This is a genomic window from Streptomyces sp. NPDC056144 (assembly GCF_042264145.1).
Taxonomy (GTDB): Bacteria; Actinomycetota; Actinomycetes; order Streptomycetales; family Streptomycetaceae; genus Streptomyces.
Genome location: NZ_JBHJVF010000005.1, coordinates 443,658 through 470,414, shown reverse-complemented (window position 1 = coordinate 470,414; position 26,757 = coordinate 443,658). Strand labels below are relative to the sequence as shown.

At 73.4% G+C, this 26,757-nt stretch carries 20 protein-coding genes; 11 read left to right on the top strand and 9 right to left on the bottom strand.

What is annotated here, in order from left to right:
* Positions 1 to 29: 29 nt before the first annotated feature.
* Entirely contained in the window at positions 30 to 2,432 is a 2,403-nt protein-coding gene (locus ACFC0Z_RS18690) for a hypothetical protein (protein ID WP_376438830.1), read from the top strand.
* A 72-nt stretch (positions 2,433 to 2,504) separates the two neighbouring features.
* Here ACFC0Z_RS18690 and ACFC0Z_RS18685 read toward each other — a convergent pair whose 3' ends face one another.
* Positions 2,505 to 2,999: a DUF3145 domain-containing protein gene (locus ACFC0Z_RS18685; RefSeq protein WP_360802786.1), complete on the bottom strand. Its 495-nt coding sequence runs from the start codon at positions 2,997 to 2,999 to the stop codon at positions 2,505 to 2,507.
* 200 nt (positions 3,000 to 3,199) lie between these two features.
* Between ACFC0Z_RS18685 and ACFC0Z_RS18680 the strand changes: the two genes are divergently transcribed.
* A complete protein-coding gene (locus ACFC0Z_RS18680) occupies positions 3,200 to 4,156 on the top strand; it encodes an SGNH/GDSL hydrolase family protein (protein ID WP_376438827.1) in 957 nt (318 codons plus the stop codon).
* Positions 4,157 to 4,206: 50 nt separating this feature from the next.
* On the opposite strand, the gene ACFC0Z_RS18675 is transcribed toward ACFC0Z_RS18680, so the two are convergent.
* Complete coding sequence (locus ACFC0Z_RS18675) at positions 4,207 to 6,660, bottom strand: glycoside hydrolase family 3 protein (RefSeq protein WP_376438824.1); 2,454 nt, start codon at positions 6,658 to 6,660, stop codon at positions 4,207 to 4,209.
* A 148-nt stretch (positions 6,661 to 6,808) separates the two neighbouring features.
* Between ACFC0Z_RS18675 and ACFC0Z_RS18670 the strand changes: the two genes are divergently transcribed.
* On the top strand, positions 6,809 to 7,387 hold the full coding sequence (locus ACFC0Z_RS18670) for a TetR/AcrR family transcriptional regulator (RefSeq protein WP_376438822.1): 579 nt from the start codon (positions 6,809 to 6,811) through the stop codon (positions 7,385 to 7,387).
* Here ACFC0Z_RS18670 and ACFC0Z_RS18665 read toward each other — a convergent pair.
* A complete protein-coding gene (locus ACFC0Z_RS18665; protein ID WP_376438819.1) occupies positions 7,384 to 8,202 on the bottom strand; it encodes an NAD(P)-dependent oxidoreductase in 819 nt (272 codons plus the stop codon). The two genes, ACFC0Z_RS18670 and ACFC0Z_RS18665, sit on opposite strands and share 4 nt — an antisense overlap.
* Before the next feature lie 58 nt (positions 8,203 to 8,260).
* Here ACFC0Z_RS18665 and ACFC0Z_RS18660 point away from each other — a divergent pair, with 58 nt between their 5' ends.
* Both ACFC0Z_RS18660 and ACFC0Z_RS18655 read left to right on the top strand, forming a co-directional pair.
* Positions 8,261 to 9,184, top strand: coding sequence for a LysR family transcriptional regulator (locus tag ACFC0Z_RS18660; protein WP_376438816.1), 924 nt, complete (start codon positions 8,261 to 8,263; stop codon positions 9,182 to 9,184).
* Entirely contained in the window at positions 9,181 to 9,897 is a 717-nt protein-coding gene (locus ACFC0Z_RS18655; protein WP_376438813.1) for a carbon-nitrogen hydrolase family protein, read from the top strand. The genes ACFC0Z_RS18660 and ACFC0Z_RS18655 overlap by 4 nt, the downstream gene beginning before the upstream one ends.
* 133 nt (positions 9,898 to 10,030) lie before the next feature.
* On the opposite strand, the gene ACFC0Z_RS18650 is transcribed toward ACFC0Z_RS18655, so the two are convergent.
* Positions 10,031 to 12,229, bottom strand: a complete 2,199-nt coding sequence (locus ACFC0Z_RS18650) for a M4 family metallopeptidase (RefSeq protein WP_376438810.1) — start codon at positions 12,227 to 12,229, stop codon at positions 10,031 to 10,033.
* A 231-nt stretch (positions 12,230 to 12,460) separates the two neighbouring features.
* Between ACFC0Z_RS18650 and ACFC0Z_RS18645 the strand changes: the two genes are divergently transcribed.
* Positions 12,461 to 13,423, top strand: coding sequence for a LysR family transcriptional regulator (locus tag ACFC0Z_RS18645; protein ID WP_376438807.1), 963 nt, complete (start codon positions 12,461 to 12,463; stop codon positions 13,421 to 13,423).
* On the opposite strand, the gene ACFC0Z_RS18640 is transcribed toward ACFC0Z_RS18645, so the two are convergent.
* The 3 genes from ACFC0Z_RS18640 to ACFC0Z_RS18630 form a co-directional block, all read right to left on the bottom strand.
* Positions 13,420 to 14,217: an EI24 domain-containing protein gene (locus tag ACFC0Z_RS18640; protein ID WP_376438804.1), complete on the bottom strand. Its 798-nt coding sequence runs from the start codon at positions 14,215 to 14,217 to the stop codon at positions 13,420 to 13,422. The genes ACFC0Z_RS18645 and ACFC0Z_RS18640 overlap by 4 nt on opposite strands.
* Before the next feature lie 99 nt (positions 14,218 to 14,316).
* Complete coding sequence (locus tag ACFC0Z_RS18635) at positions 14,317 to 14,739, bottom strand: organic hydroperoxide resistance protein (RefSeq protein ID WP_355738289.1); 423 nt, start codon at positions 14,737 to 14,739, stop codon at positions 14,317 to 14,319.
* A gap of 63 nt (positions 14,740 to 14,802) precedes the next feature.
* Positions 14,803 to 15,822: an NADP-dependent oxidoreductase gene (locus ACFC0Z_RS18630; RefSeq protein WP_376438801.1), complete on the bottom strand. Its 1,020-nt coding sequence runs from the start codon at positions 15,820 to 15,822 to the stop codon at positions 14,803 to 14,805.
* Positions 15,823 to 15,927: 105 nt separating this feature from the next.
* Between ACFC0Z_RS18630 and ACFC0Z_RS18625 the strand changes: the two genes are divergently transcribed.
* Positions 15,928 to 16,362 carry a MarR family winged helix-turn-helix transcriptional regulator gene (locus tag ACFC0Z_RS18625; protein ID WP_376438798.1) on the top strand — a complete coding sequence of 145 codons (435 nt, stop codon included), beginning with the start codon at positions 15,928 to 15,930 and terminating at the stop codon, positions 16,360 to 16,362.
* Between the two features lie 15 nt (positions 16,363 to 16,377).
* Here the strand turns inward: ACFC0Z_RS18625 and ACFC0Z_RS18620 are convergent, their stop codons facing one another.
* The gene (locus ACFC0Z_RS18620) at positions 16,378 to 17,190 is read right to left on the bottom strand and encodes a hypothetical protein (RefSeq protein WP_376438795.1); all 813 of its coding nucleotides are present in this window, start codon (positions 17,188 to 17,190) and stop codon (positions 16,378 to 16,380) included.
* A gap of 264 nt (positions 17,191 to 17,454) precedes the next feature.
* On the opposite strand from ACFC0Z_RS18620, the gene ACFC0Z_RS18615 reads away from it, so the two are divergent.
* From ACFC0Z_RS18615 to ACFC0Z_RS18600, 4 genes are all read left to right on the top strand, one after another.
* A complete protein-coding gene (locus ACFC0Z_RS18615) occupies positions 17,455 to 18,516 on the top strand; it encodes a rod shape-determining protein (protein WP_376438793.1) in 1,062 nt (353 codons plus the stop codon).
* Positions 18,517 to 18,597: 81 nt separating this feature from the next.
* A complete protein-coding gene (locus ACFC0Z_RS18610) occupies positions 18,598 to 20,115 on the top strand; it encodes a GAF domain-containing protein (RefSeq protein ID WP_376438790.1) in 1,518 nt (505 codons plus the stop codon).
* A 121-nt stretch (positions 20,116 to 20,236) separates the two neighbouring features.
* Complete coding sequence (locus ACFC0Z_RS18605; protein ID WP_376439154.1) at positions 20,237 to 21,418, top strand: MFS transporter; 1,182 nt, start codon at positions 20,237 to 20,239, stop codon at positions 21,416 to 21,418.
* Between the two features lie 75 nt (positions 21,419 to 21,493).
* On the top strand, positions 21,494 to 22,954 hold the full coding sequence (locus tag ACFC0Z_RS18600; protein ID WP_376438788.1) for an acyl-CoA synthetase: 1,461 nt from the start codon (positions 21,494 to 21,496) through the stop codon (positions 22,952 to 22,954).
* Between the two features lie 53 nt (positions 22,955 to 23,007).
* Here ACFC0Z_RS18600 and ACFC0Z_RS18595 read toward each other — a convergent pair whose 3' ends face one another.
* On the bottom strand, positions 23,008 to 26,709 hold the full coding sequence (locus ACFC0Z_RS18595; protein ID WP_376438785.1) for a S8 family serine peptidase: 3,702 nt from the start codon (positions 26,707 to 26,709) through the stop codon (positions 23,008 to 23,010).
* Positions 26,710 to 26,757: the final 48 nt, after the last annotated feature.

Here is a 26,757-nt window from a genome sequence, read left to right as displayed (position 1 = left end):
TACCATTCCGGTCGCGAGAGGCAACGCCCATGACCCGTCGTCACCACAGGCGCGGACGACCCCACCGCACCCTTTACTCCCTTCTGGGCGCCGTCTCGGCGGCCGCGCTCGCCGTGGGGGTTCCCGCTCTCGCGGACGCCGGGCAGGCCGCGCCGCGCGGGGCCGGGACGCAGCGGCCCATCGGACCCGATCCGGTGGTCTCGCTCCTCGCGCACGGCAATCTGACGATGGCCTCCAACTCGGTGCTGACCTGCGACCCCAGCGACGGCAGCGTCTGCAACGACACCGAGGGCACGAACAACAACCGGACGATGTACGTGAAGTCCGACCCGAACGCCCCCGGGAACAACGCCTCCTCCGCCGAGCTCCAGATCCCGGCCGGTGCCACCGTCCTCTCCGCGCGCCTGTACTGGCAGTTCAACCCGACGAACACCAGCACCAGCGGCACCCCCGGCGACCTGGCCAAGGGCAACACCGTCTCCTGGAAGGTCCCCGGCGGCAGCGACTACACGCAGGTCACCGCCGACACCTACGACTACTTCGACCAGCAGGTCGGCGGCACCCCGCCGGAGCCCCTGATGGCCGCCGGCGCCGTCGCGGACGTCACCGCCCAGGTGAAGGCCGCCGGAGCGGGCTCGTACACCGTCGCCGACATCCAGGCCTGCGCCGGACGCTCCTCCGCCCAGAACTTCGGCGGCAACAACGTCGGCTGCTGGGGCGGCTGGTCACTGGTCGTCGCCTACGAGGCCCCCTCGGAGCCGCTGCGCTACCTCCAGGTCTGGGACGGCTTCCAGCTGCTCCGCTCCCCGAACAACCTCACCACCCTCACCCTCGGGGGCATCCGCACCCCGGGCGGCGCCCCGGCCGCGGCCACGATGGGCGTCACCGTCGGAGACGGCGACGCGCCGATCGCCGGCGACCAGGCCCTCGTCGGCTCCGCGCTCGACAACCTGACCCCGCTGGCCATGCCGGGACCGAACGGCGTCGCCACCGACAACGCCTTCACCAGCCGCATCGACGAGGTCGCCGCCGACGGCACCGGCACCAACATCACCACCCGTGACCCGAACCCCGTCACCAACTACGGTTACGACGCCCCGATCATCGACGTCACCGGCAAGATCCCGGCGAACAGCTCGCAGGCCCTGCTCCAGATCAACGGCGCGGGCGACGCCCTCCACCCGCAGGCCGTCTGGCTGGCCCTGGAGGCGCGCGAGCCCGACCTCCAGATCGTCAAGGCCAACGACCCGGCCGGTGCCACCAACGACACCCCGCCCGGTCTGGTCGACCCCGGCGGCGAGATCACGTACACCTTCACCCTGACGAACAAGCACGCGTCCGACCCGAGCACCGACGACCTCGACACCGCCACCGACGTCACGCTCACCGACGAGCTCCCGGCCGGTGCCACGTTCGTCGCCGGGTCCAACCCGGACTGCGCCGCCCAGGGTTCCACCGTCACCTGCACCGCCGACGACCTCGCGCCCGGCGCCTCCGCCACCGTCACCTTCAAGGTGAAGGTCGCCTCCGGCACCGCCGCCGGGACGAAGCTCGACAACACCGCGAAGGTCGCCTTCAAGGGCGAGCAGACCGACCGCTCCCAGGAGCGCACCAGCAACACCGTGCGCAACACGGTGACGTCCAAGTCCGCCTACCAGATCAAGAAGACCTCGGACCACGACGGGAAGACCGCCGCCCCCGGCGACAAGGTCGCCTACGAGGTCGAGGTCACCAACACCGGCAACGCGCCGATCTCCGCACTGACCCTCACCGACGACCTGACCGACGTCATCGACGACGCGACCTACAACGACGACGCCACCGCCACCGCCGGCGGCACGCCCGCGTACGCCGAGCCGGAGCTGAGCTGGACCGGTGACCTGGCGGTCGGCGCGAGCGTGAAGCTGACGTACTCCGTCACCGTCAACGACCCGGTGAGCGGCGACAAGACCATGACGAACACCGTGACCGGCGACAAGCCCGGCGGCAACTGCCCGACCGCCGCCCGCGACGCGGACTGCACCACGACGACCGAGGTCAAGGAGCCGACTCCCACGGAGCCGCCGACGACTCCCCCGACGACCCCGCCGACGACTCCTCCCACGACGCCGCCGACCGACCCGCCGACGACTCCGCCCACGACCCCGCCGACGACCGAGCCCACGCCCGAGCCGAGCGACTCCACGGGAACCCCGACCCCCGGCCCGACCGACGGCACGGGCGGCGGTGACTCGGGTGGCGGCACCTCCGGTGGTGGCGCCTCCGGCGGTGGCACCTCGGGCGGCGGCGGTCACCACGGCGGTGGCGGTCAGCTTCCCGACACCGGCGGGTCGCTCGCCGGACCGCTCGGCGCGGCGGCCGCGCTGGCCGTCGCCGCCGGTACGGGGCTGACGCTCGCCGCGCGACGCCGCAGGAAGGGCCGCCACGCCTGACCCGGCCCCGTGAAAAGGCCGATGGCCCCGCCCGTGAGGGTGGGGCCATCGGCCTTTACGGCGAGGAGTTCCTCAGACGACCTGGTGCAGCCAGCGGACCGGGGCGCCCTCGCCCGCGTACCGGAAGGGCTCCAGCTCGTCGTCCCAGGGCTTGCCGAGGAGCTTGGCGACCTCGGCCTCCAGGTCGGTCTCGCCCTGGAGCGAGCGCGCGAGGGCGGCCCGCAGCCGGTCCTCGGGGATCAGGATGTCGCCGTGCATGCCGGTGACCGCGTGGAAGATCCCCAGGTCGGGCGTGGCGCTGTAGCGCTCGCCCTCGGCCGTGGGGCAGGGCTCCGCGGTCACCTCGAAGCGGAGCATCTGCCAGCCGCGCAGCGCGGAGGCCAGTCTGGAGGCGGTGCCGGTCTGGCCCTGCCAGGAGAACTCGGCTCTCCACGTGCCGGGGGACGCCGGCTGGCGGATCCAGTCGAGCTGGACCCGCGCACCGAGGACGCCCGCGACCGCCCATTCGACGTGCGGGCAGAGCGCACGCGGTGCGGAGTGTACGTACAGGACTCCACGTGTCGTCACCGGGACCTCCAGGGCAAACCCTCATAAAGGGGACAGCATGTGACGTGATGTAATTTACCGGAGCCGGTCGGCAAAGGCGCCTCTGGTTCGACGGGGGAAAAGCTACCGTGCCGCACCGACATCGGTGTGACGTACGACCGGTCCGGGGACGGGTGAACACCAACCTTTCACCCAGCAGGACGGCAAAGGAGGGGCCGGGGATGCGCGGTCGCGGAAAAAAGCGTGTGACGTTCGCGCTCGCGATGGCCGCCACGGTGCTCGTCGGCGCCGGGTGCGCGGCCGAGGAGCAGCCGGAGCCCAAGGCCGCCACGGGGTCCGCCCGGCCCACGGCGTCCGCCGCGCCCACGTCCCCCGCGCCCACGTCCCCCGCGCCCGCGCCGTCCGCGCCCGCCTCCCCCACGCCCTCCGCGCCCGCCTCCCCCTGGGACGTCGCCCCCGCCTCCCTCGCCGCCGTCGGCGATTCCGTGACCCGTGCCTTCGACGCCTGCGCGGTGCTGGCCGACTGCCCCGAGGCCTCCTGGGCGACCGGTACCGACACCGCCGTGAACAGCCTGGCGGTGCGGCTGCTCGGCCCCGGGAAAGCGGCCACGCGCACGTGGAACCTGGCGCGGACGGGCGCCCGGATGGCGGAGCTGCCGGAGCAGATGGCCCGGGCGGCGGCCGAGAAGCCGGGGCTGGTGACGGTGATGATGGGCGCCAACGACGCCTGCCGGCCCACGCCCGCGCAGATGACCCCGGTCGCCGACTTCCGCTTCTCCTTCGAGACGGCGCTCGCGCGGCTGCGCGAGGACGCGCCGAAGGCGCTGGTGTACGTCACGAGCCTGCCGGACCTGCGGCACCTGTGGTCGACGGGGCGGCTCGGGGCGGGGCCCGACGTGTGGAAGCTGGGGATCTGCGGCTCGATGCTGGCGGACCCCGACGACCTCGGCGCGGCGGCGGAGCGGCGCCGGGCGGCCGTACGGGAGCGGGTCGTCGCGTACAACGGGGTCCTGGCGGAGGTCTGCGCGAAGGACCGGCTCTGCCGGTACGACGGCGGGGCGGTCTTCGCGTACCGCTTCGGCAGCGGGCAGCTGAGCGCCTGGGACTGGTTCCATCCGAGCGTGGCGGGGCAGGCGCGGCTCGCGGAGATCGCGTACGAGCGGATCACGGGGAGATGAGGGACCCCGGGGCGGCCGTCAGGTTCCGCCCCGGGGCATTCTCGGGAGGGTCACACCTCCAGGGTGGCGGTGAGGCGCGCGTCCGCGACGGAGTGCGCGGCGACGACCTCGTACCCGCCGGGGACGTACGCCCAGTCGTTCTTCTCCTCGTCCCAGATCTCGAAGGCGCGGCGCGGCAGCGCGATCGTGGCCTCGACGGTCTCGCCGGGCGCGGCCTCGACGCTCGCGAAGGCGGCGAGCCAGCGTTCCGGCCGGCCGTGCGCGTCGGGCCCGTCGGTCTGCGGCGCCAGGTAGATCTGGACGACCTCGCGGCCCGTGCGGTCGCCGGTGTTGGTGAGGCGGACGACGGCCGTCTCGGGGCCGGCGGTGAGGGAGTCGTACGACCAGGTGGTGTATCCGAGGCCGTGGCCGAAGGGGTACGCGGGGACGGCGCCGGACCGGTGCCAGGCGCGGTAGCCGATGAAGACGCCCTCGCGGTAGTGGAGTTCGCCGTCGGTGGGGGTGACCTCGGTGACGGGGACGTCGGCCAGGGCGGCCGGCCAGGTGGTGGGGAGGCGGCCGCCGGGCTCCTCGGCGCCGGTGAGGACGTCGGCGAGGGCGGCGCCGCCCTCCTGGCCGGGGAACCAGCTGAGCAGGACCGCGGCCACGTCCTCGCGCCAGGGCAGTTCGACCGGGGAGCCGGCGTTGACGACGACGACGGTGTTCGGGTTGGCGGCGGCGACGGCCCGGACGAGGTCGTCCTGGCGGCCGGGGAGGGCGAGGTCCTTGCGGTCGAAGCCCTCGGACTCGACGCGCTCGGTGGTGGCGACGACGACCACGGCGGCGTCGGCGGCGCGGGCGGCCTCGACGGCCTCGGCGATCAGTTCGTCGGGGTCACGGCGGGGACCGAGGTGGACGAAGGAGAACATGACGGCCGGGAGCGGGGCCGCGAACTCCTTGTCGAGGGTGTGGAGGAGCGAGACCTCGACGGTCTCGCCCGCCGTGAGGGCGACCTTGGCGCGCTCGACCGGTGAGCCGAAGAAGGCCTCGAAGGGGTCGGTCTCGGGGCCGAGGGCCTGGACGCCGTCGAAGAGGGTCTCGCCGCCGACGGAGAGGCGGAAGGCGCCGAGGCCCCGGGTGCCGAAGGCGTGTTCACCGGTCTCGCGCGGGGTGAAGCGGCCGACCACCTCGATGGAGGCGAGGGCCTCGTGGGTGACGCCGGCGGGGAGGTCGTCGCCGATCCACTGGACCTGCCCGTTGGGCAGGGTGCCCTCGCCGAGGACGGTGCCCTCGGCGTCGCGGCAGCGGGCGACGAGGGTGAAGCCCTGGTCGGCCGGGGTGAGTTCGTCGCTCGGGTCGGCGCCGACGGTGTAGGTGAGCGAGCCGGACGGCAGGGCGGCAAGGAGGCCGTCGAGCGGGGAGACGACGTGGTCGGGGAAGACCTGGGCCGAGCCGCCGCCGAGGACGCGGGCGTCGCGGGCGGCGGCGCCGGAGAGGGCGACGGTGGTGCCGGCGGCCAGGGGCAGGGCCCCGTTCTCGTTCCGTACGAGGACGAAGCCGCGGCGGGCGATCTCGCGGGCGAGGGCGTCGCCGTCGACGGCGGCCGGGAGTTCGGTGACGGCTGCGGGGGCGCCTTCGAGGGCGCCGACGCGGGCGGCGAGCCGCAGGACGTTCCGTACGGCGGTGTCGACGGTGGTCTCGGCGACCTCGCCGGCGCGGACGGCGGCGGAGAGGGCCTCGCCGTACACGGTGCCCGGGCCGGGCATGGCGACGTCGAGGCCGCCCTCGATGTCGCCGACGGTGGAGCGGGCGGCCATCCAGTCGGAGACGTTGTAGCCGTCGAAGCCCCACTCGCCGCGCAGGACCTCGTTGACGAGGTGGTGGTGCTCGGTCATGGTCACGCCGTTGACCTGGTTGTAGGCGGTCATGATGCCCCAGGGGCGGGCGTTCCTGACGATGGCCTCGAAGGGGGCGAGGTAGAGCTCGCGGAGCGGGCGGGCGGCGATCCGGTTGTCGACGGTGAAGCGGTCGGTCTCGGCGTCGTTGGCGACGAAGTGCTTGACCGTGGTGCCGACGCCGCCGTCCTGGACGCCCTGGACGTAGCCGGTGCCGATCTCGCCGGTCAGGTACGGGTCCTCGCTGTAGGCCTCGAAGTGGCGGCCGCCGAGCGGGGTGCGGTGGAGGTTGACCGTGGGCGCGAGGAGGACGTGGACGCCCTTGCGGCGGGCCTCCTGGGCGAGGAGGCGGCCCGCGCGGCGGGCGAGCGCCGGGTCCCAGGCGGCGGCGAGCGCGGTCGGGGAGGGCAGGGCGACGGACGGGTCGTCGGCGGTCCAGCGGACGCCGCGGACCCCGATCGGGCCGTCGGACATGACCAGGGACTTCAGGCCGATCTCGGGCAGTGCGGGCAGGGACCACATGTCCTGTCCGGCGAGCAGCCTGGTCTTGGCGTCCAGGTCGAGCTTGCCGAGCGCCGCCTCGACGGCCGCCTCACGCGCGGCTTCGGCCGTCTTGTCCACGTCCACCATCGTCGTACCTCCTCGTTGACGTACAGATCACCCCGATGTCCTCCATCGTGCACCGACCTACCTGTAGATCGGTAGGTAACGTTATTGTTCTGTTATGACAAGCGGAACGGTACGGTCTCCGGAAGACCTCCGGAAAGGAGCCACGGCGATGGCGCGGGCAAAGAGCGAGGAACGGCGCGCGGAGATCCTGCGGGCGGCCCTCGAAGTGATCGCCGAGCGCGGCTACCGGGGCGCCACGCTCGGCTCCGTCGCCGAGCGCGTCGGGCTGACCCAGCAGGGGCTGCTGCACTACTTCCCCACGAAGGAGGCGCTGCTCGTCGCCGTCCTGGAGGAGCGCGACCGCTGGGACACGAGCGGCGCCCGGAACGCCGAGAGCTGGCGGCTCGACCTGCTCGACTCCCTCGTCGAGTACAACGCGATGCGGCCGGGGATCGTGCAGACCTTCTCCGCGCTGCTCGGCGAGAGCGTGACGGACGGGCACCCCGCCCGGGACTTCTTCACCGAGCGGTACGCGCAGGTGCGGGCCAACATGGCCGAGGTGCTGCGGCTGGAGTTCGGCGAGCGGCTGCCGGGCGGGCTCACGCCCGAGCGGGCGGCGCCGCTCCTGACGGCGGTCATGGACGGACTCCAGTACCAGTGGCTCCTCGACCCGTCGGCGGTGGACATGCCGGAGGCGTTCCGGGACTTCCTGCGGCTGCTGGGGCAGAAGGACCGACAGAAGGACTAACGGACGACGGCCGACAGGTCCTCGGCGAGCAGTCCCGGGTCCGCCGTCAGGGCCGCGTGGACCGCTTCGAGCACGGGCAGCTTCGCCGCGGCCGTCGCGAGGGCCACGTCCTTCGCGGCGAGGGCGACGGGGAAGTACGAGCCCGTCGCCGTGGCCCGGCCGACGGCTCCCGCCAGGGGGCCCTGGGCGAGGGTCCGCAGGGCGAGTTCGCGGGGCAGGCCGAGCCCTTCGGCGAGCGCGAGGGTCTCGGCGACGAGGGCGACCCCGCCGATGACGGCGTTGATGAGGACGAGCTTGAGGGCGGCTCCGTCGCCGGGGCCGCCGCACGGCGTGACCGTGCCGAGGAGGTCGAGGACGGGGGCGACGGGCGCGGTGTCCCCGCCCGCGAGGATCAGCAGCTCGCCGGCGGCCGCCCGGTCCACGCTGCCCATGACGGGCGCGTCGATCAGGACGACCCCCTCGGGAAGCCGGTCCGCCAGCGCGCGGACGGTGTCCGGGCCGACCGTCGAGGTGTCGATCCAGTGGGTGCCGGGGCGCAGGGCCGGGATCAGCTCGTCGGCGACGGCGATGGCCGCGGCGGGGTCGGCCAGCATCGTGACGACGACGTCGGCGTCGCGGACGGCGTCGGCGGGGGTCGCGGCGCGCGTGGCACCGTCGGCGACGAGGCCGTCGGCCTTGGCCGCCGTACGGTTCCAGACGGTCAGCGGGTGCCCGGCGTCGAGGAGCCGGCGGGCCATGGGGAGCCCCATCGAGCCGAGGCCGAGGAAGGCGATCCGCCGCGGCGTGGACGTCTGCGTGAGGTCGTTGTTCTCCATGCCCCCGACGCTACGAACCCCGCCTCCATGCGACAAGCGAATGTCTAGCATGGTGTCCATGCAGATCGGTCATGGCTGGTACGAAGCCTTCCTCGCCGTCGCCCGCGCGGGCTCCTTCACCTCCGCCGCCCGCGAGCTCGGCTACACCCAGTCCGCCGTCTCCCGGCAGGTGCAGTCCCTGGAGGAGGAGACGGGCGCCGTGCTCTTCGAGCGGCTGCCGCGCGGGGTGCGCCTGACCGAGGCGGGCCGGGTGCTGCTCCCGCACGCCGAGGCCGTACGGGACCGGCTGCGCGCGGCCCGGGCCGAGCTGGAGGCGCTGCGGACCCTGGAGGGCGGGCTGCTGCGGCTCGGCTCGTTCTCCAGCGCCAACGCGGCGCTCGTCCCCCGCGCGCAGGCCGCGTTCCGCGCGCGGCATCCGGGCGTCACCGTCACGCGGACCGAGGGCCCCTCGGTGAAGCACCTGGGCCAGATCGCCGCCGGCGAGCAGGATCTCGCGGTGGTCAGCCCGGCCCCCGGCACTCCCCCGCCGGACGGCGTGACGCTCCACCACCTCCTCGACGAGCCGATGCTCGTGGCCCTCGCGCCGGGGCATCCGCAGGCGGGGCGGCGGGCGGTGCGGCTCGCCGAACTCGCCGAGGAGGAATGGATCGTGGGAGCCGAGCGGCTGGCGGACACCCTCTTCCGCCCGGCGGTCGCCGCGGGGTTCCGGCCGCGCACGGGGCTGCTGGCGCACGACTGGATCGCGAAGCTCGGCGCCGTCGCGGCGGGGCTGGGCATCACCCTCGTACCGGCCCTCGCGGCGACGTCCGTCCCCCGGGACGTCACGCTCGTGACGATCCACCCGGACGACGTGCCGTACCGCGGGATCTGCGCCGCGACCCCGCCGACGCCGACGGTCGCGGCGACCGCGTTCCTGGAGCTGCTGCGGGAGACGGCGGAGGGGTGGGCGCGGGACGGCGGGCACGGGATGATGAGCGCATGATCGTCGCAGCCACGCAGTTCGCCCCGGTCGCCGGGGACATCGAAGCCAACGTCCGCACGGTCGCCGGGCTCGCGCGGGCCGCCGGGGAGGCGGGGGCGCGGGTGGTGGTCTTCGCCGAGCTCTGCCTGACGGGGTACGAGCCGACGCTGATCCGGGACACGCCCTCGCTGGTCCTCGCCGAGGACGACGAGCGGCTCGGTCCCGTGCGGGAGGCCTGCCGGGAGGCCGGGGTGGCCGCCGTCGTCAACGGACCGGTCCGGCGCGGCACTTCGGGGGTCGGGCTGGCGACGCTCGTCATGGGGCCCGACGGCGAGCTCCTCGCCCGGTACGACAAGCGGAACCTGTACGGGATCGAGGCCGAGGTCTTCGTGCCGGGCGGGGCCGACGGCCGGTTCACGCTCGACGGCGTCCGGTTCGCGCTCGCGACCTGCTACGACAACCGGTTCCCGGAGCTCGCCGAGCGGGCCGCCGCCGACGGATGCCGGGTGTACCTGGCGAGTTCGGTGCTCTCCGAGGGCAACGACTCGTTCGAGAAGGTGTATCCGGTACGGGCCCGGGACTTCGGTCTGTACGTGGTGCTCGGCAACGTCCTCGGGAGCAACGAGGACGGCGTGGGCCTCGGCGGGGCCGGGGCCTGGGGGCCGGACGGGGAGCGGATCGCGGACGCGGGCGGCGAGGAGGCCGGGTTCGTCCTGGCGGACGTGCGGCTCTGACGCGGACGTCCGGCTCTGACGCGGACGACCGGAGGGCCGGGCGGTCGTGGGACATACGACCGCCCGGCCCTCCGGCTTGGTGTGAGGCCGTCACGGAACCCCCGGTCCGCGACGGCCTCCCCCGCCCCCGTCGTTACGGGGCGCTCAGGCCCAGCGTGTAGGCGCCGGAGCCGCTGTACGCGTGGACCACGTAGCGGTAGTAGCCGGCGGTGCCGTAGTAGCTGGTGTCCTCGTTGGCGGTAGCGGTGCCGCCGACGGCCACGTCAGCCCAGGCGGAGCCGTTCCACTTCTGCAGGTAGAGGTCGAAGTCGGTGCCGGCCGGGCCGCGGAGGCAGCCCACGTGGGTGCCGGCGGTGGCGGAGTAGTAGTACGAACCGTTCGGCTGGATCCCGGTCTGGCCGGAGGTCAGGCTGCCCTGGTACGAGTACTGGGTGCCGGCGCAGCCGGTGGGCGGCGTCGTGGTGCCGACCGACAGCTGGTAGGTGACGGTGTGCGTCGCGGAGCCCGTACCGGTGACGGTGATCGGGTAGGTGCCGTTGGCCGTGCCCGCCGCGACCTGGACGGTCATGGTGGAGGAGGAGCCGGAGGTCACCGAGGAGGGGCTGAAGGAGACCGTGACACCGCTCGGGGCGCCGCTCGCGGAGAGCTGGACGGTCTGCGCGCTGCCGCCGGTGGTGGAGGTGCTCACCGTCGAGGTGGCGGAGGCGCCCGGCTGGACCGAACCGGAGGTCGGGTTCAGGGCGAGCGAGAAGTCCGGGTTGGTGGTGCCGCCGCAGTCGGTCTCACCGGACTGGGCGGGGACGCCGATCGCGTTCCAGGCCGCCTTGACGGCGTTGCACTCGGTGCTGCCGTAGGTGTTCTTGGCGCTGGTCAGGGTCGCCTTGCGGGCGGCGAGGTGGTTCCAGGAGGAGGTCTTCATGAGCAGCGCGCCCATGAAGATCTTGCCGGCCTTCTGGATGCCGACACCGGTCACGGAGGACGGACCGCCGGAACATATGGGGCTGTTGGGCTTGCCGTTGCCCGGGTTGGAGCCCTCGGCCAGGAGGTAGAACCAGTGGTTCTGCGGACCGGCGGCGGCGTGCACCTCGGTGCCGGAGGTCAGCTGGGTGTAGCAGTTGGGGTCGTTGTTGATCAGCGACGGGTTGTACATGTTGCGGATGGGCTGGTTGTTGCCCGTGAAGTTGAGCTTCTCGCCGACGGTGTAGTCGGGGGTGTCGTTCGGGTTGTTGGCGTAGTGCTCGGTGAGCGCGCCGAAGATGTCGCCCGTCGACTCGTTCATGCCGCCGTTCTCGTTGGACGAGCCGGAGCTGCCGGGGGTCTTGTCGAAGATCTCGTGGCCGTACTCGTGGGCCACCACGTCGATGCCGGTGAGCTGGTTGGTCTGGCCCTGGTTGCGGCCGTAGGTCGTCTTCGTACCGTCGTAGTACGCGTTGACCTCGGAGAGTCCGGCGCGGGCCGGGACCATGCCGCCCTGGCCGTTGATGCCGTTGTAGCCGAACCAGTTCTTGAGCATGTCCGACTCGCGCTGGGCCGCGTACATGATGTCGACGCAGGCGGTGACGAGGTCGTTGGCGCCGTTGTTGCCCCACGGCGAGGAGCCCGTGTACGCGCTGCCGTTCTGGCCGCCGCACTTGAAGCCGCCGCGGCTGGTGTCGGTCATGGAGCCCGCGGCGGTGTCGATGGTGACGTTGCCGTTGTGGTAGCCGCGGCCGTCGGCGTGGCTGACCTTGTCGGTGGCCTGGGCGACCGTGCCGGTACGGGCGTCCACGAAGGTGTCGAGGGCGCTCGGGGCGTTCGCGGCGGTGCGGCCGATGACGCGGGTGTGCCAGGTCAGCACGGCCTTGCCGCCCTTGAGGAGGACGGTCAGCTCGGGGGCGCTCGCGCTCTCCACGGAGGCGAGCTGCCCGCGGGCGGTGGCGAGGGCGGCCTCGGCGGTGACGGTGGCCCTGGTGGAGACCTTGATGGCGGGGGCCTTGGCTCCGGTGACCTCGCGGACCTTGCCGGCGCTGTCGGAGACGACGACGGCGTCGCCGCCGACGACGGGGAGGCCGCGGTAGGTGCGCTCGTAGGCCGCGTAGTACAGGCCGTTGTCCCAGGGGGTGACGGAGGTGCGGACGAGCTCCTCGTCGGCGCTGTGGCGCAGTTCGTCGAGACCGCTGTCCGCGGCCCGGTCGGCGGCGGCGAGCGCGAGGGACTTGCCGTGCCCGGGCGGGGCGGGCTGCGCCTGGGGCACGGCGGAGGTGCCGGCGAAGGCGGTGCCGGCGACGGCGGTCGCCAGGCTCGCGGAGAGCGCGAGCGCGGCGACGGTCGCCGTGAGACGGGTGGGGTACAACGTGTGCTCCGATCGGGGTGGGGATCGCGGTGGGGATCTGGGTGGGGATCCGGGTGGGGATCGCGGCTGATCGTGCGGGTGACGACCGCGTGTGTTCGTGCGGGGGGTTGCTGCGGGGAGACACGGATCGTCGCGCCGAGTATGGGCGTGGACATGGCTACTTCGGGACATCTCATCCGGCATAAGACACGGGTTATGGTGCGGCCGTCGTGAGCTGCGTACGCTGCCCGAATGCAGCTGGAGTTGAGGCATCTTGAAGCCGTCTGCCGGATAGCGGAAGCGGGCAGTCTGGGGCGCGCGGCCGGGCGGCTCGGGGTCTCTCAGCCGGCGCTCTCGGCCCAGCTGAAACGGATCGAACGGGTCGCCGGCGGGGAGCTCTTCCTCCGCGGGCGGCACGGCGTCGAGCCCACGCCGCTGGGCGAGTTCGTCCTCTCGAAGGCGCGGCTCGTGCTCGGCGAGATGGACGCGCTCGCCGCCGGGGCGCGGGCCGTCTCCCCGCACACCTCACTGCGGCTCGGCTGCATCCTGCTCGTCCTCGTCGACCGGCTCCTCGGGGAGCTGGAGGAGGAGATGACGGGCCCGGACCTGTCGGTGACCGTGGAGCACTCGGCGACGACGCTGACGCGGCAGCTGGGGGCGGGACGGTACGACGCGGTGCTGTACGGGGAGGTCAACGACCACGAGGTGCCGCTGCCGGAGGGGACGACGGCCCGGACCCTGATCCCGAAGGAACCGTTCTGCGTACGGCTCTCGGCGGCGCACCCGCTGGCGGCGAAGGAGCGGATCGCGCTGACCGAGCTCGCGGGCGAGTCGTGGATGACGCTCGTGGAGGACGACGACGGGGGGCCGGAGGCGCTGGTCGCGGCCTGCGAGCGGGCCGGGTTCACGCCGGTGCTGCGGCACCGGGTCGCCGACCGGAAGATGCACTACGACCTGATCGCGGCGGGCCGCGCGATCTCGATGAGCCAGCCGACGGCACCGGCGGCGGCCGGCACGGTCCTGCGCCCGCTGGAGGGCGACCCCGTCATGGGCCGCATCCGCCTCGCCTGGAACCGGGCGTCGGTCCCGGCTCCGCACGCGGAGCTGCTGTACCGGGCGGCGGCGCGGGCGTACCTGGCGAACGTGGACAACAACCCCTTCTACCGGACGTGGTGGGACGCCCGGCCGGAGCTGCATCCGGTGGTGGAGGGTTAGGGCCTGACCCGGTCGGTGTCTTCGTCGGCCTCGACGTCTTCGTCAGCGTCCGGGGCCGTCTCGCCGCGCAGGTCGCGGGCCATCAGGGTCGCGCCCGCCACCGCTCCCGGCATCAGGAAGACCGCGACCAGGGGGATCAGGAAGGCAAGGACGAGGGGGACGCCGAAGCCGAGGGCCGTGAGGCGGCGGCCCCGGAGGAGGGTCAGGCGCTCCTTGAGCTCCACTCCCCTGCGCTGGAGCGCCACCGCGCTGAGCTCCTCCGCGAGGAAGAAGCCCGAGACGCAGAAGCCGATGGCCGGGACGACCGTCTGGCCGATCACGGGGATGAAGCCGCAGGCGAAGAGCAGGATGCCGTAGAACGCGACCCGCAGGACGACCCGCAGGCTGTCCCGGGCCGAGATCCAGAGGTCCTTCCAGAGCGGGAGGCCGGATTCCGGCGCCTCGCCGCCCACGCTGCGGTCGACCTCTTCGGAGAGGGACTCGTAGAAGGGCTGGCCGACGAGGAGGGTGACCGCCGTGAAGGTGATCACCGCGAGGAAGAAGCCGAGGCCGAAGACCAGGCCCGTCAGGGCGCCCCGGAAGAGGCCGAGCCAGGGGGAGCCCCAGCCGTCGGCGAACGGGGTCGCCCAGGCCGCCAGGTCGTCCGCGCCGTAGGCCAGGCCGACGAGGGCGCCGACGTAGAGGACGAGGGTCACCAGGCCCGGGAGCAGGCCGAAGCCGAACCAGCGGCCGTGGGTCGCCACCCACTTCTGGCCCTGTATGAGGTAACCGAAACCCGCCCCGAGATCACGCATGGGGACACCCTATGCGCGCCCGGGGACACCCCCGTACGCGAGTGGGCCGTACCCCGGTCGGTCGGGGTACGGCCCTCACCCAGTGTGCGGGTGCCGAGCTCAGACGGCGAGCTCGACCGTGATGTTGCCGCGGGTCGCCTTGGAGTACGGGCAGACCTGGTGCGCCTTCTCGATCAGGCTCTTCGCCGTCTCGGCGTCCACGTTCGGGATGGTCGCCGAGATCTTGACGATGATGCCGAAGCCGTCGTCGTTCTTGCCGATGCCGACCTCGGCGGTGACCGTCGAGCCCGAGATGTCGGCGTTCTCGTTGCGGGCGACGACGCCCAGCGCGCCCTGGAAGCAGGCGCTGTAGCCGGCCGCGAAGAGCTGCTCGGGGTTGGTGCCCGCGCCCGAGCCGCCCATGGCCTTCGGCGGGTTCACGACGACGTCGAGCTGACCGTCGTCCGTGGCGACCCGGCCGTCACGGCCGTTCTCGGCGGTGGCGACGGCGGTGTAGAGGACGTCGGAGTGCTGGATGGACATGCCGGTGATTCCTTTGTCAGTTCGCCGCGACTCGCGCCCACGATCGCGACGGCTGAGGGAAGACTAGCGGGTCACCGAGACGATCATCTTTCCGGTGTTGTCACCGCGGAGGAGTCCGAGGAAGGCGTCCACGCCGTTCTCGATGCCCTCGACGAAGGTCTCGCGGTGCTTCAGCTCGCCCGAGCCGAGCCAGCCGCCGACCTCCTGCACGAACTGGTTCTGCAGGCCGTAGTGGTCGCCGACCAGGACGCCCTGGAGGCGGAGGCGCTTGCCGATGATCATCGCCATGTTGCGCGGGCCCGCGACCGGCTCCGTGTCGTTGTACTGCGCGATCATGCCGCAGATGGTGGCGCGGCCGTGCACGTTGAGCGAGGAGATCGCGGCTTCGAGGTGGTCCCCGCCGACGTTGTCGAAGTAGACGTCGATGCCCTCGGGGGCGGCCTCGCGGAGCTGCTGCGCGACCGGGCCGTTCTTGTAGTTGAAGGCCGCGTCGAAGCCGAGCTCCTCGACGAGGAACTTCACCTTCTCGTCGGAGCCGGCGGAGCCGATCACCCGGGAGGCGCCCTTGAGCCGCGCCATCTGGCCCACCTGGCTGCCGACGGCACCCGCCGCGCCGGAGACGAAGACCGTGTCGCCCTCCTTGAAGGAGGCCACCTCGAACAGGCCGGCGTAGGCCGTCAGGCCCGTCATGCCGAGCACGCCCAGGTACGCCGAGAGGGGGGCGAGGGAGGGGTCGACCTTGGTCGCGTGCTGCGCCGGTACGTCGGCGTACTCGCGCCAGCCGAGGCCGTGCAGCACGTGGTCGCCGACGGCGAAGCCCTCCGCGTTGGACGCGACGACCTCGCCGACCGCGCCGCCGTCCATCGGACGGTCCAGCTGGAACGGCGGGATGTACGACTTCACGTCGTTCATCCGGCCCCGCATGTACGGGTCGACCGAGAAGTGGAGGTTGCGCACGAGGATGCGGCCCTCGGCCGGCTCGGTGACGGGCGTCTCGCGCAGCGCGAAGTCGGCGGCGGTGGGCCAGCCGTGCGGACGGGCGACGAGGTGCCACTCACGGCTGGACGCGGGAAGAACGGACATGAGCTCGGCCTCCAGGAAAGCTTCTGAGCAAGAAAGGTTCACTTACTGAAACAACCATGCGCCTGGATATTTCATGTTGTCAAGTATCCGAGTAGGATGTGACCCATGGCCACCACACGCACGGACCCCCTGACCCTCGAAGTCGTCGAGCTGATCGGCACGGTCGTGGCGCGCTACTACGAGGAGTACGAGCAGGCGGCCGCCCAGCACTCGCTGACCGGCGCGCAGGCCCGGGTCCTCGGGCTGCTCTCGCTCGACCCGCTGCCGATGCGGCGGATCGCCCAGAAGCTGAAGTGCGAGCCGTCCAACATCACCGGGATAGTCGACCGCCTGGAGGCCCGCGGCCTCGTCGAGCGGCGGCCCGACCCGGACGACCGGCGGGTCAAGCTGGCCGTGCCCACGGACGAGGGCAAGGAGACGGCCCGGCGGCTGCGGGACTCCCTGGACTTCGCCCGCGAGCCCCTCGGCGAGCTGACCGAGGTCGAGCGGACCCTGCTGAGGGACCTGCTCAAGCGCATGCTCGGCGAGGACGTCGCCTAGCGCCCGCCACGCCTGCTAGACGCACCACCACAGGAACGGGGTGCACGTCCGGGAGGGCGAGGGGGTCGGGGCCGGGGCCGGTGTCACGGTGGCGGTCGCGGCCGGGCCCGTCGCCGTCGGTGACGCCGTCGCCGACGGGGACTCGGTGGGCACCTCCTCCGTCGCCTTGGCCGGCTTTCCCGGCTCGGCCGGGGCCGTGGACGGGACCGCCGTCGGGGTCTCCGAGGGACCGGTCGAGGCGGCCGTAGGCTGCGCCTCGGCCGGGGCCGTGGTCGGCGCGGGTCGCGCCGAGGCCGGCGCGGACGTGGCCCGCGCCGGTGCCTGTGCCGGTTCTCCCGTCCGGGCCTGCGCCGCCGGAGCCGTACCGCCTCCGTGATCCGTGGCGGCGACCGGTGCCGCCACCGTGGCCGTCGGCGTCGCGGTCGCCGTCGTCGGCGACGGGTCCGCGGTGGGGGCCGTGGGCTCCTCGGGGAGGGGTTCCGGCTCCGCGACCTCCTGCTCCCGCACCGCCGTGGCCTCGCCCTTCGTCGCCGGCTCCGCCAGGACCGCCTTCAGGGCGCCGAGCGACCCGACCGCGAGGACCAGGCCCGCCGCCCCGAGCAGGGCCGTACGGCTCCGGCGGCGCCGTCCGCGTGCCCGGCGGCCCCGGCGCGTGGCCGCGCGCCCGCCGCCCGCGGCCACGGGGACGGCCGGGGGTTCGTGCGCCACGACGGTCACGCGCGGGGACTCGTACCGCAGCTCCTCGGCGAGCTCCTCGGCGGGGGTTCCGCACCCGGCGCAGGCGAGGGCCCCGTTGAGGTGTCTGCGGCACGCATAGCAGTAATCCATGAGGACCGCAGGCTATGACGCGCCGTGGGGCGCGAGGTAGGCGCACGTGGTGTGGATCCTGTGAGGAAACCGCAGGTCGCGCCAGGGGTGTTCGAAGGAATCGCTGCCACGAACCCCTAGGGGGCGTCTTGCCTGATCGGCAAGACGCCCCCTAGCGGCTCACTCCAACGCGCGCGCGGCGCCAACTGGTCGCACCATGCGAAGCAGGACCGCGCAACGCGAAACACCTCGCCCGTGCCAGCACCGCATTCCGGAGGATCCGCCGTGACCGTCAGCCTTGACCAGCTGCGCCGCTGCCATGTCGCCGTCGACCTGGGAGCCGCACGCACCCGGGTCTTCGTCAAGGGCGCCGGCCTCGTCGTCGACGAGCCGAGTGTCGCCGCCGTCAACACCCGTACCGGCGCGCTGATCGCCGTCGGCGCGCTCGCCGAGAAGATGACGGGCCGTACGCCCGACTACATCCGTGTCGCCCGACCAGTCTCCGGCGGCACCGTCGTGGACATCGAGATGGCGCAGCGGATGCTGCGTCACCTGCTCGGCGAGAAGCTCCGTCGCCAGCTGCGCCGCAAGCCCCGGCTGCGCGCGGCCGCCTGCACCCCGCACGACAGCGACCCGCTCGCCCAGCGCGCCGCCGTGGAGACCCTCGTGGGGCTCGGGGCGCGCCGGGTGGAGCTGGTCGACACCCTGATCGCCGCCGCCGTCGGGTGCGGGCTGCCGGTGGAGCAGCCGACCGCCACCATGATCATGGTCTGCGGCGCGGCGACCACGCAGGTCGCGGTGTTGTCGCTCGGGGCGATCGTGACCGCCGAGCGGATCCCGATCGGCGGCGACGCCATCGACCACGCGGTCATCCAGCACCTGCGCCACCACCACGAGCTCATGCTGCCCAGCCAGTCGGTGCGGCCGCTCCAGCTCGCCCTGAGCGGCAACGGCCTGACCCCGCAGGGTCCGGCGTCCACCGAGATCCACGGCCGGGACGTGGCGACGGGCCTGGCCCGCTCGGTGACCGTCGACACCGCCGCCGTGCGCGAGGCCATCCACACACCGCTGACCGCCGTCCTCGACGGCATCGGGAAGGTGTTGCGGGACTGCCCGCCGGACCTCGTGGCCGATCTGGCGGACCGGGGCATCATGATGGTCGGCGGCAGCGCCCTGCTGCCGGGTCTCGACCAGATGCTCCGCGAGGCGACGGGCATGCCGGTGCACATCGCCGAACGGCCGGACGTGTGCGCGGTCCTGGGGCTCGGCGCGATGCTGGAGGGCAAGGTGCAGCCGATGACCCTCGACCCGCTGTCGGTGCGGAATCCGCTCGCCGAGGTGGAGTAGGGGGCGTCTCGGCGAGACACCCCCTGGGGCACACCGGCCGCACCACCGCCCGAATCGACCGATTCATATGACAATGGGACCATGACGATCTTGGATGAGGACGACCCCCGTCTTCCCCTGCTGCTCGAAGCGGTCCTCAGCGTCGGCACGGACCTCGAACTCCGCGCCACCCTCCAGCACATCGTGGACTCCGCCGCCGAGCTGACCGGCGCGCGCTACGGGGCGCTCGGGGTCGTCGACCCCGAGCACGACCACCTCACCGGCTTCTACACCTCGGGCATGACCGACGAGGAGGTGGCCAGGGTCGGACACGTCCCCGACGGCCGCACCGGGCTGCTCGGCGTGCTCATCAAGGACCCCCGGCCGCTGCGGCTGGACGACCTGACGGCCGATCCGCGCTCCTCCGGCGTCCCCGCGCACCACCCGCCGATGCGCTCCTTCCTCGGCGTCCCGATCCGGGTGCACACCGAGGTCTTCGGCAACCTCTACCTCACCGAGAAGCGGACGGGCCCCTTCACCGAGCAGGACCTGGCGCTCCTCCGCGTCCTCGCCTCCCAGGCGGGCATCGCGATCGGCAACGCCCGCCTGTACGGAGCGACCCGGCAGCGGGAACGCTGGATCGAGGGGGCGGCGGCGGTCACCACCGCGCTCCTCACCGGCGAGTCCGCCGAGAACGCCCTGATGACCGTCGCCGAGCAGGCCCGGATCCTCGCCGACGCCTCGGCCGGGGTCGTCCTCCAGCCCACCGCCGAGGGCGGGATGGAGATCGTCGCCGCCTCGACCAACGACGACCCCGGCGACCTGATCGGCACGACGATCGCGCCCGGCTCCCCCGTCCTCGAACAGCTCCTCGGCGGCGAGCCGGTCTTCGTGGAGGACTCGTCGACCGACCCCCGGATGACCACCCACGTCCGGTCCCGGTTCGGCCCGTCGATGATGCTGCCGCTCCAGAGCGGCGGGAAGCTCATCGGCACCCTCGCCCTCCCCCGGCGGCGCGGCGGCGCGCCCTACACGGCGGTGGACCGGCTGCTCGCCTCGCAGTTCGCCTCGCAGGCGGCGCTCGCGCTCGTCCTCGCCGACGCCCGGCAGGACCGGGAGCGGCTCGCGGTGTACGAGGACCGTGACCGGATCGCCCGTGACCTGCACGACCTGGTGGTCCAGCGGCTGTTCGCGACGGAGATGATGCTGGAGTCGACCCGGCGCAGGGCAGCCGGTTCCTCCGACGAGGACACGCTGCTCGGCAAGGCCGTGGACGAGCTGGACTCGACGATCCAGGAGGTCAGGACGACGATCTTCGCCCTCCAGCAGCCCCCGGCGGACGCGCCGACCTCCTTCCGGGGCCGGGTCCTGCGCGAGACCGGCGGGGCGGCGGTGCTGCTCGGCTTCCAGCCGTCCGTGCACTTCTCCGGCGCGGTGGACACGCTCGTGGAGGAGGAGGGGGCCGACCGGCTGCTCGCCGCCCTGCGCGGGGCGCTCGCGGCGGCCCACCGCCGGGCCGGGGTCGGGGCGATCTCGGTCGAGGTGACGGCCGGGGACGGGGGCGTACGGCTGCGGGTGGAGGACGACGGGACCCCGCCGGCCGTCGTGACCTGGCCGTGAGCGCCGACGAGGAGACCCGTACGGCGTAGCAGCGCGCGCCGCTCCCCCCGCCCCGATCTTGACTGGAGGGGTGGACACCGAGACCAAGCCCCCGACCGCGGCGGCCTACCGCAACCTGGTGATGGCCACCGTCGGCTTCATGCTCACCTTCTGGGCGTGGGACCTGATCGCCCCGCTGGCCAGCTGGTACGGAGAGCGCCTCGAACTCAGCTCCTTCCAGCAGTCGCTGCTCGTCGCCGTGCCCGTCCTCGTCGGCTCGGTCGGCCGCGTGCCGGCGGGCGCGCTGACCGACAAGTACGGCGCGAAGCTCATGTTCCCGCTGGTCTCGGCGCTGACGATCATCCCCGTGCTCCTCCTGATCGTCGCCAAGGACAGCTACGGCCTGATGCTGGTCGTCGGCTTCCTCCTCGGTCTCGGCGGCACGACGTTCGCGATCGGCATCCCGCTGGTCAACTCCTGGTTCCCGCCCGCCAAGCGCGGTCTCGCGCTCGGCGTCTTCGGCATGGGCATGGGCGGTGTCGCGCTCTCCGGCTACTTCACGCCCCGGATCGCCAAGCACGGCGAGAACCTCCCGTTCGTCGTGGTGGCGATCGCGCTCGCCGTGTACGCCGTCCTCGCCGCCCTCCTCATCACCGACCGCCCCGACCGGCCCGTCCCCACCGCCTCCCTGGCGACGCGCCTCGGTTCGGCCGGGCGGCTGCGGGTGACCTGGGAGCTGTCGGCGCTGTACGCGATCGGCTTCGGCGGCATCGTCGCGTTCGGCGTCTACCTGCCGACGTACCTGAAGACCTGGTACGAGCTCGACCCCACCGACGCGGGCACCAAGGCGGCCGGGTTCGCCCTGGTCACCGTCGTCTTCCGGCCGATCGGCGGCTGGCTCTCGGACCGGATCCACCCGGCGGTCGTGACGGCCTTCGCTCTCGGTGTGGTCGCGCTGTTCGCGATCGTCCAGGCCTTCGACCCGAAGCTGAACCCGGGCGGCACGATCGCCCTGCTCGTCATGGCCGCCGGTCTCGGCACGGCGAGCGGCTCGGTCTTCGCGCTGGTCTCCCAGGTCACCCCGCAGGCCCAGGTCGGCAGCGTCACCGGCATCGTCGGCGCGATGGGCGGCCTCGGCGGCTTCGTGCCGCCGCTGGTGATGGGCGCGATCTACAGCGCCAAGGACTCGTACTCGATCAGCTTCATGCTCCTCTCCGACCTGGCGCTCGCCGGCTGCGTGTACGCGTACGGGCGGATGCGCGGGATCCGGCCGGGCGGGGACGAGGCACCGGAGACGGCGAAGATCACAGCGCGAACTCCCTGACAGGCGGGCAGAATTCCTCGGGCGAGACACCCTCTCAGGCAGACCCTTGTCCACGAGACCCGAGGAGTACGACCGGTGAGTGCGCTCTTCCCCGCCCTGACGGCCGCGACAAGCGGCGGCAGGCCGGCCCTGCGCTGCGGTACGGACACGCTGACGTACGGCGAACTGGCCCGCGCGGCCGGCGCCCTGGCGGCCCGGCTGCCGCGTACGGAGCGGGTCGCCGTCTGGGCCACCCCGAGCGCGCGCACGGCGGTCGCCGTCGTGGCCGCGCTGCTCGCGGGCGTGCCCGCCGTACCGCTGAATCCGCGCACGGGCGGGCGGGAGCTGGCGCACATCCTGGCCGACAGCGCGCCGGGGGCGGTGCTCGCGGGGCCGGAGGACGTGCTTCCGGAGGGGCTCGCGGGTCTCCCCCGGATCGACGTGGAGCTGTCCCCCGCCGACGGGGCCGCTCTCGGTGCCACCGAGCCCGAGGACGACGAGGCGCCCGCCCTCGTCGTCTACACCTCCGGCACCACCGGCCCCCCGAAGGGCGTGGTCCTCTCCCGGCGGGCCGTCGCCGCCTCCCTCGACGCGCTCGCCGAGGCCTGGTCGTGGACCGCCGACGACGTCCTCGTGCACGCCCTGCCGCTCTTCCACGTCCACGGTCTGATCCTCGGGATCCTCGGCCCGCTGCGGCGCGGCGGCGAGGTCCGGCACCTGGGCGCGTTCTCGGTGGAGGGCGTGGCCCGGGAGCTGGGCGCCGGGGGCGGCACGATGCTGTTCGGCGTACCGACGATGTACCACCGGATCGCCGACGCCCTCGACGAGGACGCCGGGCTCGCCGGGGCGCTCGCCGGGGCGCGGCTGCTCGTGTCGGGGTCGGCGGCGCTGCCGCTCCACGACCACGAGCGGATCGCGGCGGCGACGGGCCGGACGGTCGTCGAGCGGTACGGGATGACCGAGACGCTCATGAACACGAGCGTGCTGCCGGGCGGCGGACCGCGCCCCGGGACGGTCGGCGTGCCGCTCGCGGGCGTGGAGCTGCGCCTGGTCGACGAGGACGGGTCCGTGTACGGGGAGCTCGACGGGGAGACGGTCGGCGAGGTGCAGGTGCGCGGGCCGAACCTCTTCTCCGGCTACCTGAACCGGGCGGACGCGACGGCCGCCGCCTTCGACGAAGGCTGGTTCCGCACCGGCGACATGGCGGTCCGCGAGCCCGACGGGACCGTGCGGCTGGTGGGGCGGAAGGCGACCGACCTGATCAAGAGCGGCGGGTACAAGATCGGGGCGGGTGAGATCGAGAACGCGCTGCTCGACCACCCGGGGGTCGCGGAGGCCGCCGTCACGGGCGAGCCGGATCCGGACCTGGGCGAGCGGATCGTGGCCTGGGTGGTGCCGGCGGACGCGGAGAAGCCGCCCGCCGAGGCGGAGTTGGCGGACCACGTGGCCGCGCTGCTCGCCCCGCACAAGCGGCCCCGGGTGGTGCGCTACCTCGACGCGCTCCCCCGCAACGACCTGGGGAAGATCCTCAAGAAGTCGCTTCCGTCGACGAGTTGAGGGAAAGGGAGAGGCCGGGCCCCGGCTCACGGGGTCCGGCCTCCGTTCGTGGGTTACCTCACGCCGATCGCGCGGATCAGCTCCTGCGTCACCGTGCCGCCCCGGTCGTCGCTCGCGCCCGCGCGCAGCGAGACCGAGGGCGCGCCGGCCGGGATCCGGAGTTCACCGCTCCAGGAGGCGCCCCGCGGGGAGCGCGTGAGGGCGACCCTCTTCCAGGTGGTGCCCTCGTCGTAGGAGACCTCCAGGGTGCCGCCGGTGACGGTCCCGGTGCCGGTGGCGCCCTTCACGTACTCCGCGAAGGTCCGTACGGGCAGGCGGCTTCCGGCGCGGACGTCGCCGTGGAGGTCGGTGTCCAGGTCGAAGCCGAGGTTGAGCATCGGCAGGTAGGTGACCTTGTCGGCCGGGGTCTCGGCCGAGCGGACGGTCCACTCGGTGTGGCCCTTGGTGGCGAGCCGCCAGCGGTCCCGGTCGAGGGCGGTGTCGGTGACGACCTTGAAGGTCGCCTCCTCCGCCGGGGCGTCCCAGGCGTAGGCGCCGGAGCTCTTCTTCCGGTCGACGCGGACGCCGTCCACGTACACCTCGGTGAACTGGGTCATCGTCGGGTCGCTCCACACGTTGCCGAAGCCGGTGTGGTCGGTGCCGGAGTCGCCCCAGCCGGGGGTGTTGAACCGGAGGTCGTTGCCGGTGCGCTGCTGGCCCCAGCCGAGGCCGGTGCCGAGCCAGGGGTGCCAGACGGGGCCGAACCAGTCGAGGTCGACACGGCTTCCGCCCCGGTAGACGGACCGGCCGCCGCGCTCCTCCAGGGAGTCGCCGAGGTCGACGGACTCGTGCCAGCGCTGGCCGGTGCCGGTGGAGACGTACTCGACGCGCTCGGCGGGGAAGGCGATCCACTCCTTGAAGCCGACGCCGACCGGGAAGGTGTCGGTGAGCGAGTAGCGGAACTCGCCGCCGAGCTCGGCGCGCCTGGTCGGCGCGTGGAACGTGGAGCGGATCGTGGCGAGTTCGTCCTCGTCGGGCCGGAAGACGAGGTCGGTGCCGAGGGCTCCGGGGTGGCCCTCGGAGAGGTCGTAGGTGTACGGGGTGAAGCGGGTGCCGTCGAGCGCGACGCGCTCGCCGTCGGCGGCTCCCTCGGCGAGGCGGCGGGCGTCGGCCGTGTTGACGGTGGCGACGGCGAGCGGGCGGTCCTCGTAGTCGGCGGTGCCGAACCACTTCATGAGGCGGCCGGGCTGGTCGTCGGTGACGAACAGGGCCTTGGCGCCCGCGTCCTGGGCGGTCTGGGCGAGCCGCGTCGGGTCGGCGCCCTCGGTGAGGCGGACGAGGACGGCCGCGCCGGTGACGTTCCTGCCCGTGTACGCGTCGGGGGCTCCGTTCCCGGCGTCGACGAGGCGGAGCCGGTGCCGGCCCTCCAGGAGGGTGGCGCCGCTCTGCGGGGTGGCGTCGGAGAGGCGGACGTCGTCGACGGACGCTTCGAGGAGCGGCTTGCCGAGGCGCCAGACGGTCCGGTACTCGAAGGTGCCGTGGGCGACGGGGGCGGTGGGGGCGGCGAAGAGCGAGTCGTAGAGCGGCGGGACCTGCACGATGTCGGTGTAGGCGGTGCCGTTCGCCTCGCGGTCGTACTCCATGAGGAGCTGGCGGGTCTCGGTCCGCTTCTCGACCTCGGCGCGGATCTCGCGGAGCCGGCGGCCGTCGAAGGTGATCTCGCGGTCGCGGTCGAGGACGACCTCGGGCGCGGCGAGGAAGCCGAGGCCGAGGGAGTCGGCGCCGTGGGAGCCGCGCACGTCGAGGAAGGTGTCGACGGTGTACGTGCCGGGCTTGAGGCGCAGCGTGACGGTGCCGGAGTCACCGACGGTGCCGGGGAACGGCTCGGCGCCCTTCTCCAGCTTCTTCATGCCGAGGAAGGCGGAGGTGGGAGCGCCGTCGCGGTCCTTGACGTGGACGGTGAGGGTGTAGCGCTCCTCCTCCTTCACCAGGCCGAGCGCGGTGCGGGCGACGGCGGTGCCGTCGGCGGCGGTGGCGGTGATCCGGCCGGAGGACTGGCCGACGGGGGCCTTGGTGGCGTCGCCGGTCACGGTGGTGCTCGCCGTGCCGTGGGCGGGGACGGTGAGCGCGCTGTCGGCGAGGGTGGCGACCCCGGCCGGCATGCCCTCGACGGCGAGCGTCAGCTCGACGGGCGCGTCGGAGGCGTTGGTGTAGGTGACGGTCCTCGTGACCGGCGCGTTCTCCTCGTACGGCCAGGAGGCGAAGCCGAGGTCGGCGGAGCCGGTGGCGGTGACGGTCGCGTCGAGGGCGGCGGGGACGTCGACGCGGCCGGCGCCGAGGGCGTAGGCGGAGGCGTCGAGGGTCTTCGCGGAGGACATGAGGGCGTCCTTGAGCCGGGCGCCGGTCCAGTCGGGGTGCTTCTCGGCGAGCAGCGCGGCGACGCCGGCGATGTGCGGGGTCGCCATCGACGTACCGCTCATGGAGGTGTAGGAGCCGCTGCCCGCGACCAGTTGGGACCGGGCGGCGAGGATGCCGACGCCGGGCGCCGAGAGGTCGGGCTTGAGGGCCTGGTCGCCGGCGCGGGGGCCCTGGCTGGTGAAGTAGGCGGCCTCGTCGGCGGAGTCGACGGCGCCGACGGTGAGCGCGGAGTCGGCGGCGCCGGGCGAGCCGATGGAGCCGGGGGCGCCGGAGTTGCCGGCGGCGATGACGAAGAGGGCGCCCGTCTCGGCGGAGAGGGTGTTCACGGCCTGGGCCATGGGGTCGGTGCCGTCGCTCGGCTCGCGGGAGCCGAGGCTCATCGAGACGATCTTCGCGTCGACGTCCTTGGCCGCCCACTCCATGCCGGCGATGATCTGCGACTCGGTGCCGGAGCCCTCGTCGCTGAGGACCTTGCCGACGGCGAGGGTGGCGCCGGGGGCGACCCCCTTCTCCTTGCCGTCGCTCGCGGCGCCGGAGCCGCCGACGGTGGAGGTGACGTGGGTGCCGTGGCCGTCCCGGTCGGCGACCTCCTGGCCCTCGATGAACGAGCGGGTCTCGGCGATCCGGCCGACGAGGTCGGGGTGGGTGAGGTCGGCGCCGGTGTCGAGGACGGCGACCTTGACGCCCTTGCCGGTGAGCCCGGCCTCCCATGCCTTCGGGGTGCCGATCTGGGCGTTGGACGCGGCCATGTCGGCCTCGACGCGGCCGTCGAGCCAGACCTTCGCGGGGGTGGCGGCGAGGGCGGCGGTACGGGCCTTCGGCGCGGTGAACGCGCTCCAGAAGGCGGCCGGGTCGGTGGCGGTGACGGCGGCGCCGCCGACGCTGGGGAGGGCGCGGACGGTCTCGGTGCCGCGCGGGGCCGCCGCCGCCCTGGACCTCGCGGCGGCCGGGTACGTGACGATCAGCGGGAGGTCGCCGGTGATGCCCTGCTCGACGAGGCCGGTGACGTCGAAGAGGCGCGGGTCGAGAGCGCCGGAGGCCAGGTAGGGGCGGGCCTCGTCGGGGATCACCGTGACCCGGCCGTCGGTGACCTGGCTGCGTATCGCGCCGGTGGCGCCCTTCGCCCGGTCGACGGTGACGGTCCGCTGTCCGTCGCCGAGTTCGGTGAGGGTGACGCGGTCGCCGGTGACGAGGGTGACGGTGGTGCCGGCCGCCCCGGGGCCCGTGAAGGCGGCGGGAACGGCTGTGGTGGTGCCCGGCGCGGCGGCGGTCTGCCCGGCCGAGAGCATCACGAGGGAGACAGCGGCTGCCAGCAGCCCGGCCTTCCCTCTGCCGAAGGGGGTGGTCCTCGACGTCATCGACGCAACTCCTCGCGGACCCGGGGTAGGGGGTGTTTCCGGGTGCCG

Bases quoted from the DNA above. Each gene is read 5' to 3' on its own strand.
- ACFC0Z_RS18660 (WP_376438816.1), top strand. From the start codon at position 8,261: ATGCAGATCGGTCATGGCTGGTACGAAGCCTTCCTCGCCGTCGCCCGC.
- ACFC0Z_RS18665 (WP_376438819.1), bottom strand. From the start codon at position 8,202: ATGGAGAACAACGACCTCACGCAGACGTCCACGCCGCGGCGGATCGCC.
- ACFC0Z_RS18690 (WP_376438830.1), top strand. From the start codon at position 30: ATGACCCGTCGTCACCACAGGCGCGGACGACCCCACCGCACCCTTTAC.
- ACFC0Z_RS18655 (WP_376438813.1), top strand. From the start codon at position 9,181: ATGATCGTCGCAGCCACGCAGTTCGCCCCGGTCGCCGGGGACATCGAA.
- ACFC0Z_RS18675 (WP_376438824.1), bottom strand. From the start codon at position 6,660: ATGGTGGACGTGGACAAGACGGCCGAAGCCGCGCGTGAGGCGGCCGTC.
- ACFC0Z_RS18670 (WP_376438822.1), top strand. From the start codon at position 6,809: ATGGCGCGGGCAAAGAGCGAGGAACGGCGCGCGGAGATCCTGCGGGCG.
- ACFC0Z_RS18630 (WP_376438801.1), bottom strand. From the start codon at position 15,822: ATGTCCGTTCTTCCCGCGTCCAGCCGTGAGTGGCACCTCGTCGCCCGT.
- ACFC0Z_RS18625 (WP_376438798.1), top strand. From the start codon at position 15,928: ATGGCCACCACACGCACGGACCCCCTGACCCTCGAAGTCGTCGAGCTG.
- ACFC0Z_RS18640 (WP_376438804.1), bottom strand. From the start codon at position 14,217: ATGCGTGATCTCGGGGCGGGTTTCGGTTACCTCATACAGGGCCAGAAG.
- ACFC0Z_RS18645 (WP_376438807.1), top strand. From the start codon at position 12,461: ATGCAGCTGGAGTTGAGGCATCTTGAAGCCGTCTGCCGGATAGCGGAA.
- ACFC0Z_RS18680 (WP_376438827.1), top strand. From the start codon at position 3,200: ATGCGCGGTCGCGGAAAAAAGCGTGTGACGTTCGCGCTCGCGATGGCC.
- ACFC0Z_RS18635 (WP_355738289.1), bottom strand. From the start codon at position 14,739: ATGTCCATCCAGCACTCCGACGTCCTCTACACCGCCGTCGCCACCGCC.
- ACFC0Z_RS18595 (WP_376438785.1), bottom strand. From the start codon at position 26,709: ATGACGTCGAGGACCACCCCCTTCGGCAGAGGGAAGGCCGGGCTGCTG.
- ACFC0Z_RS18620 (WP_376438795.1), bottom strand. From the start codon at position 17,190: ATGGATTACTGCTATGCGTGCCGCAGACACCTCAACGGGGCCCTCGCC.
- ACFC0Z_RS18610 (WP_376438790.1), top strand. From the start codon at position 18,598: ATGACGATCTTGGATGAGGACGACCCCCGTCTTCCCCTGCTGCTCGAA.
- ACFC0Z_RS18605 (WP_376439154.1), top strand. From the start codon at position 20,237: ATGGCCACCGTCGGCTTCATGCTCACCTTCTGGGCGTGGGACCTGATC.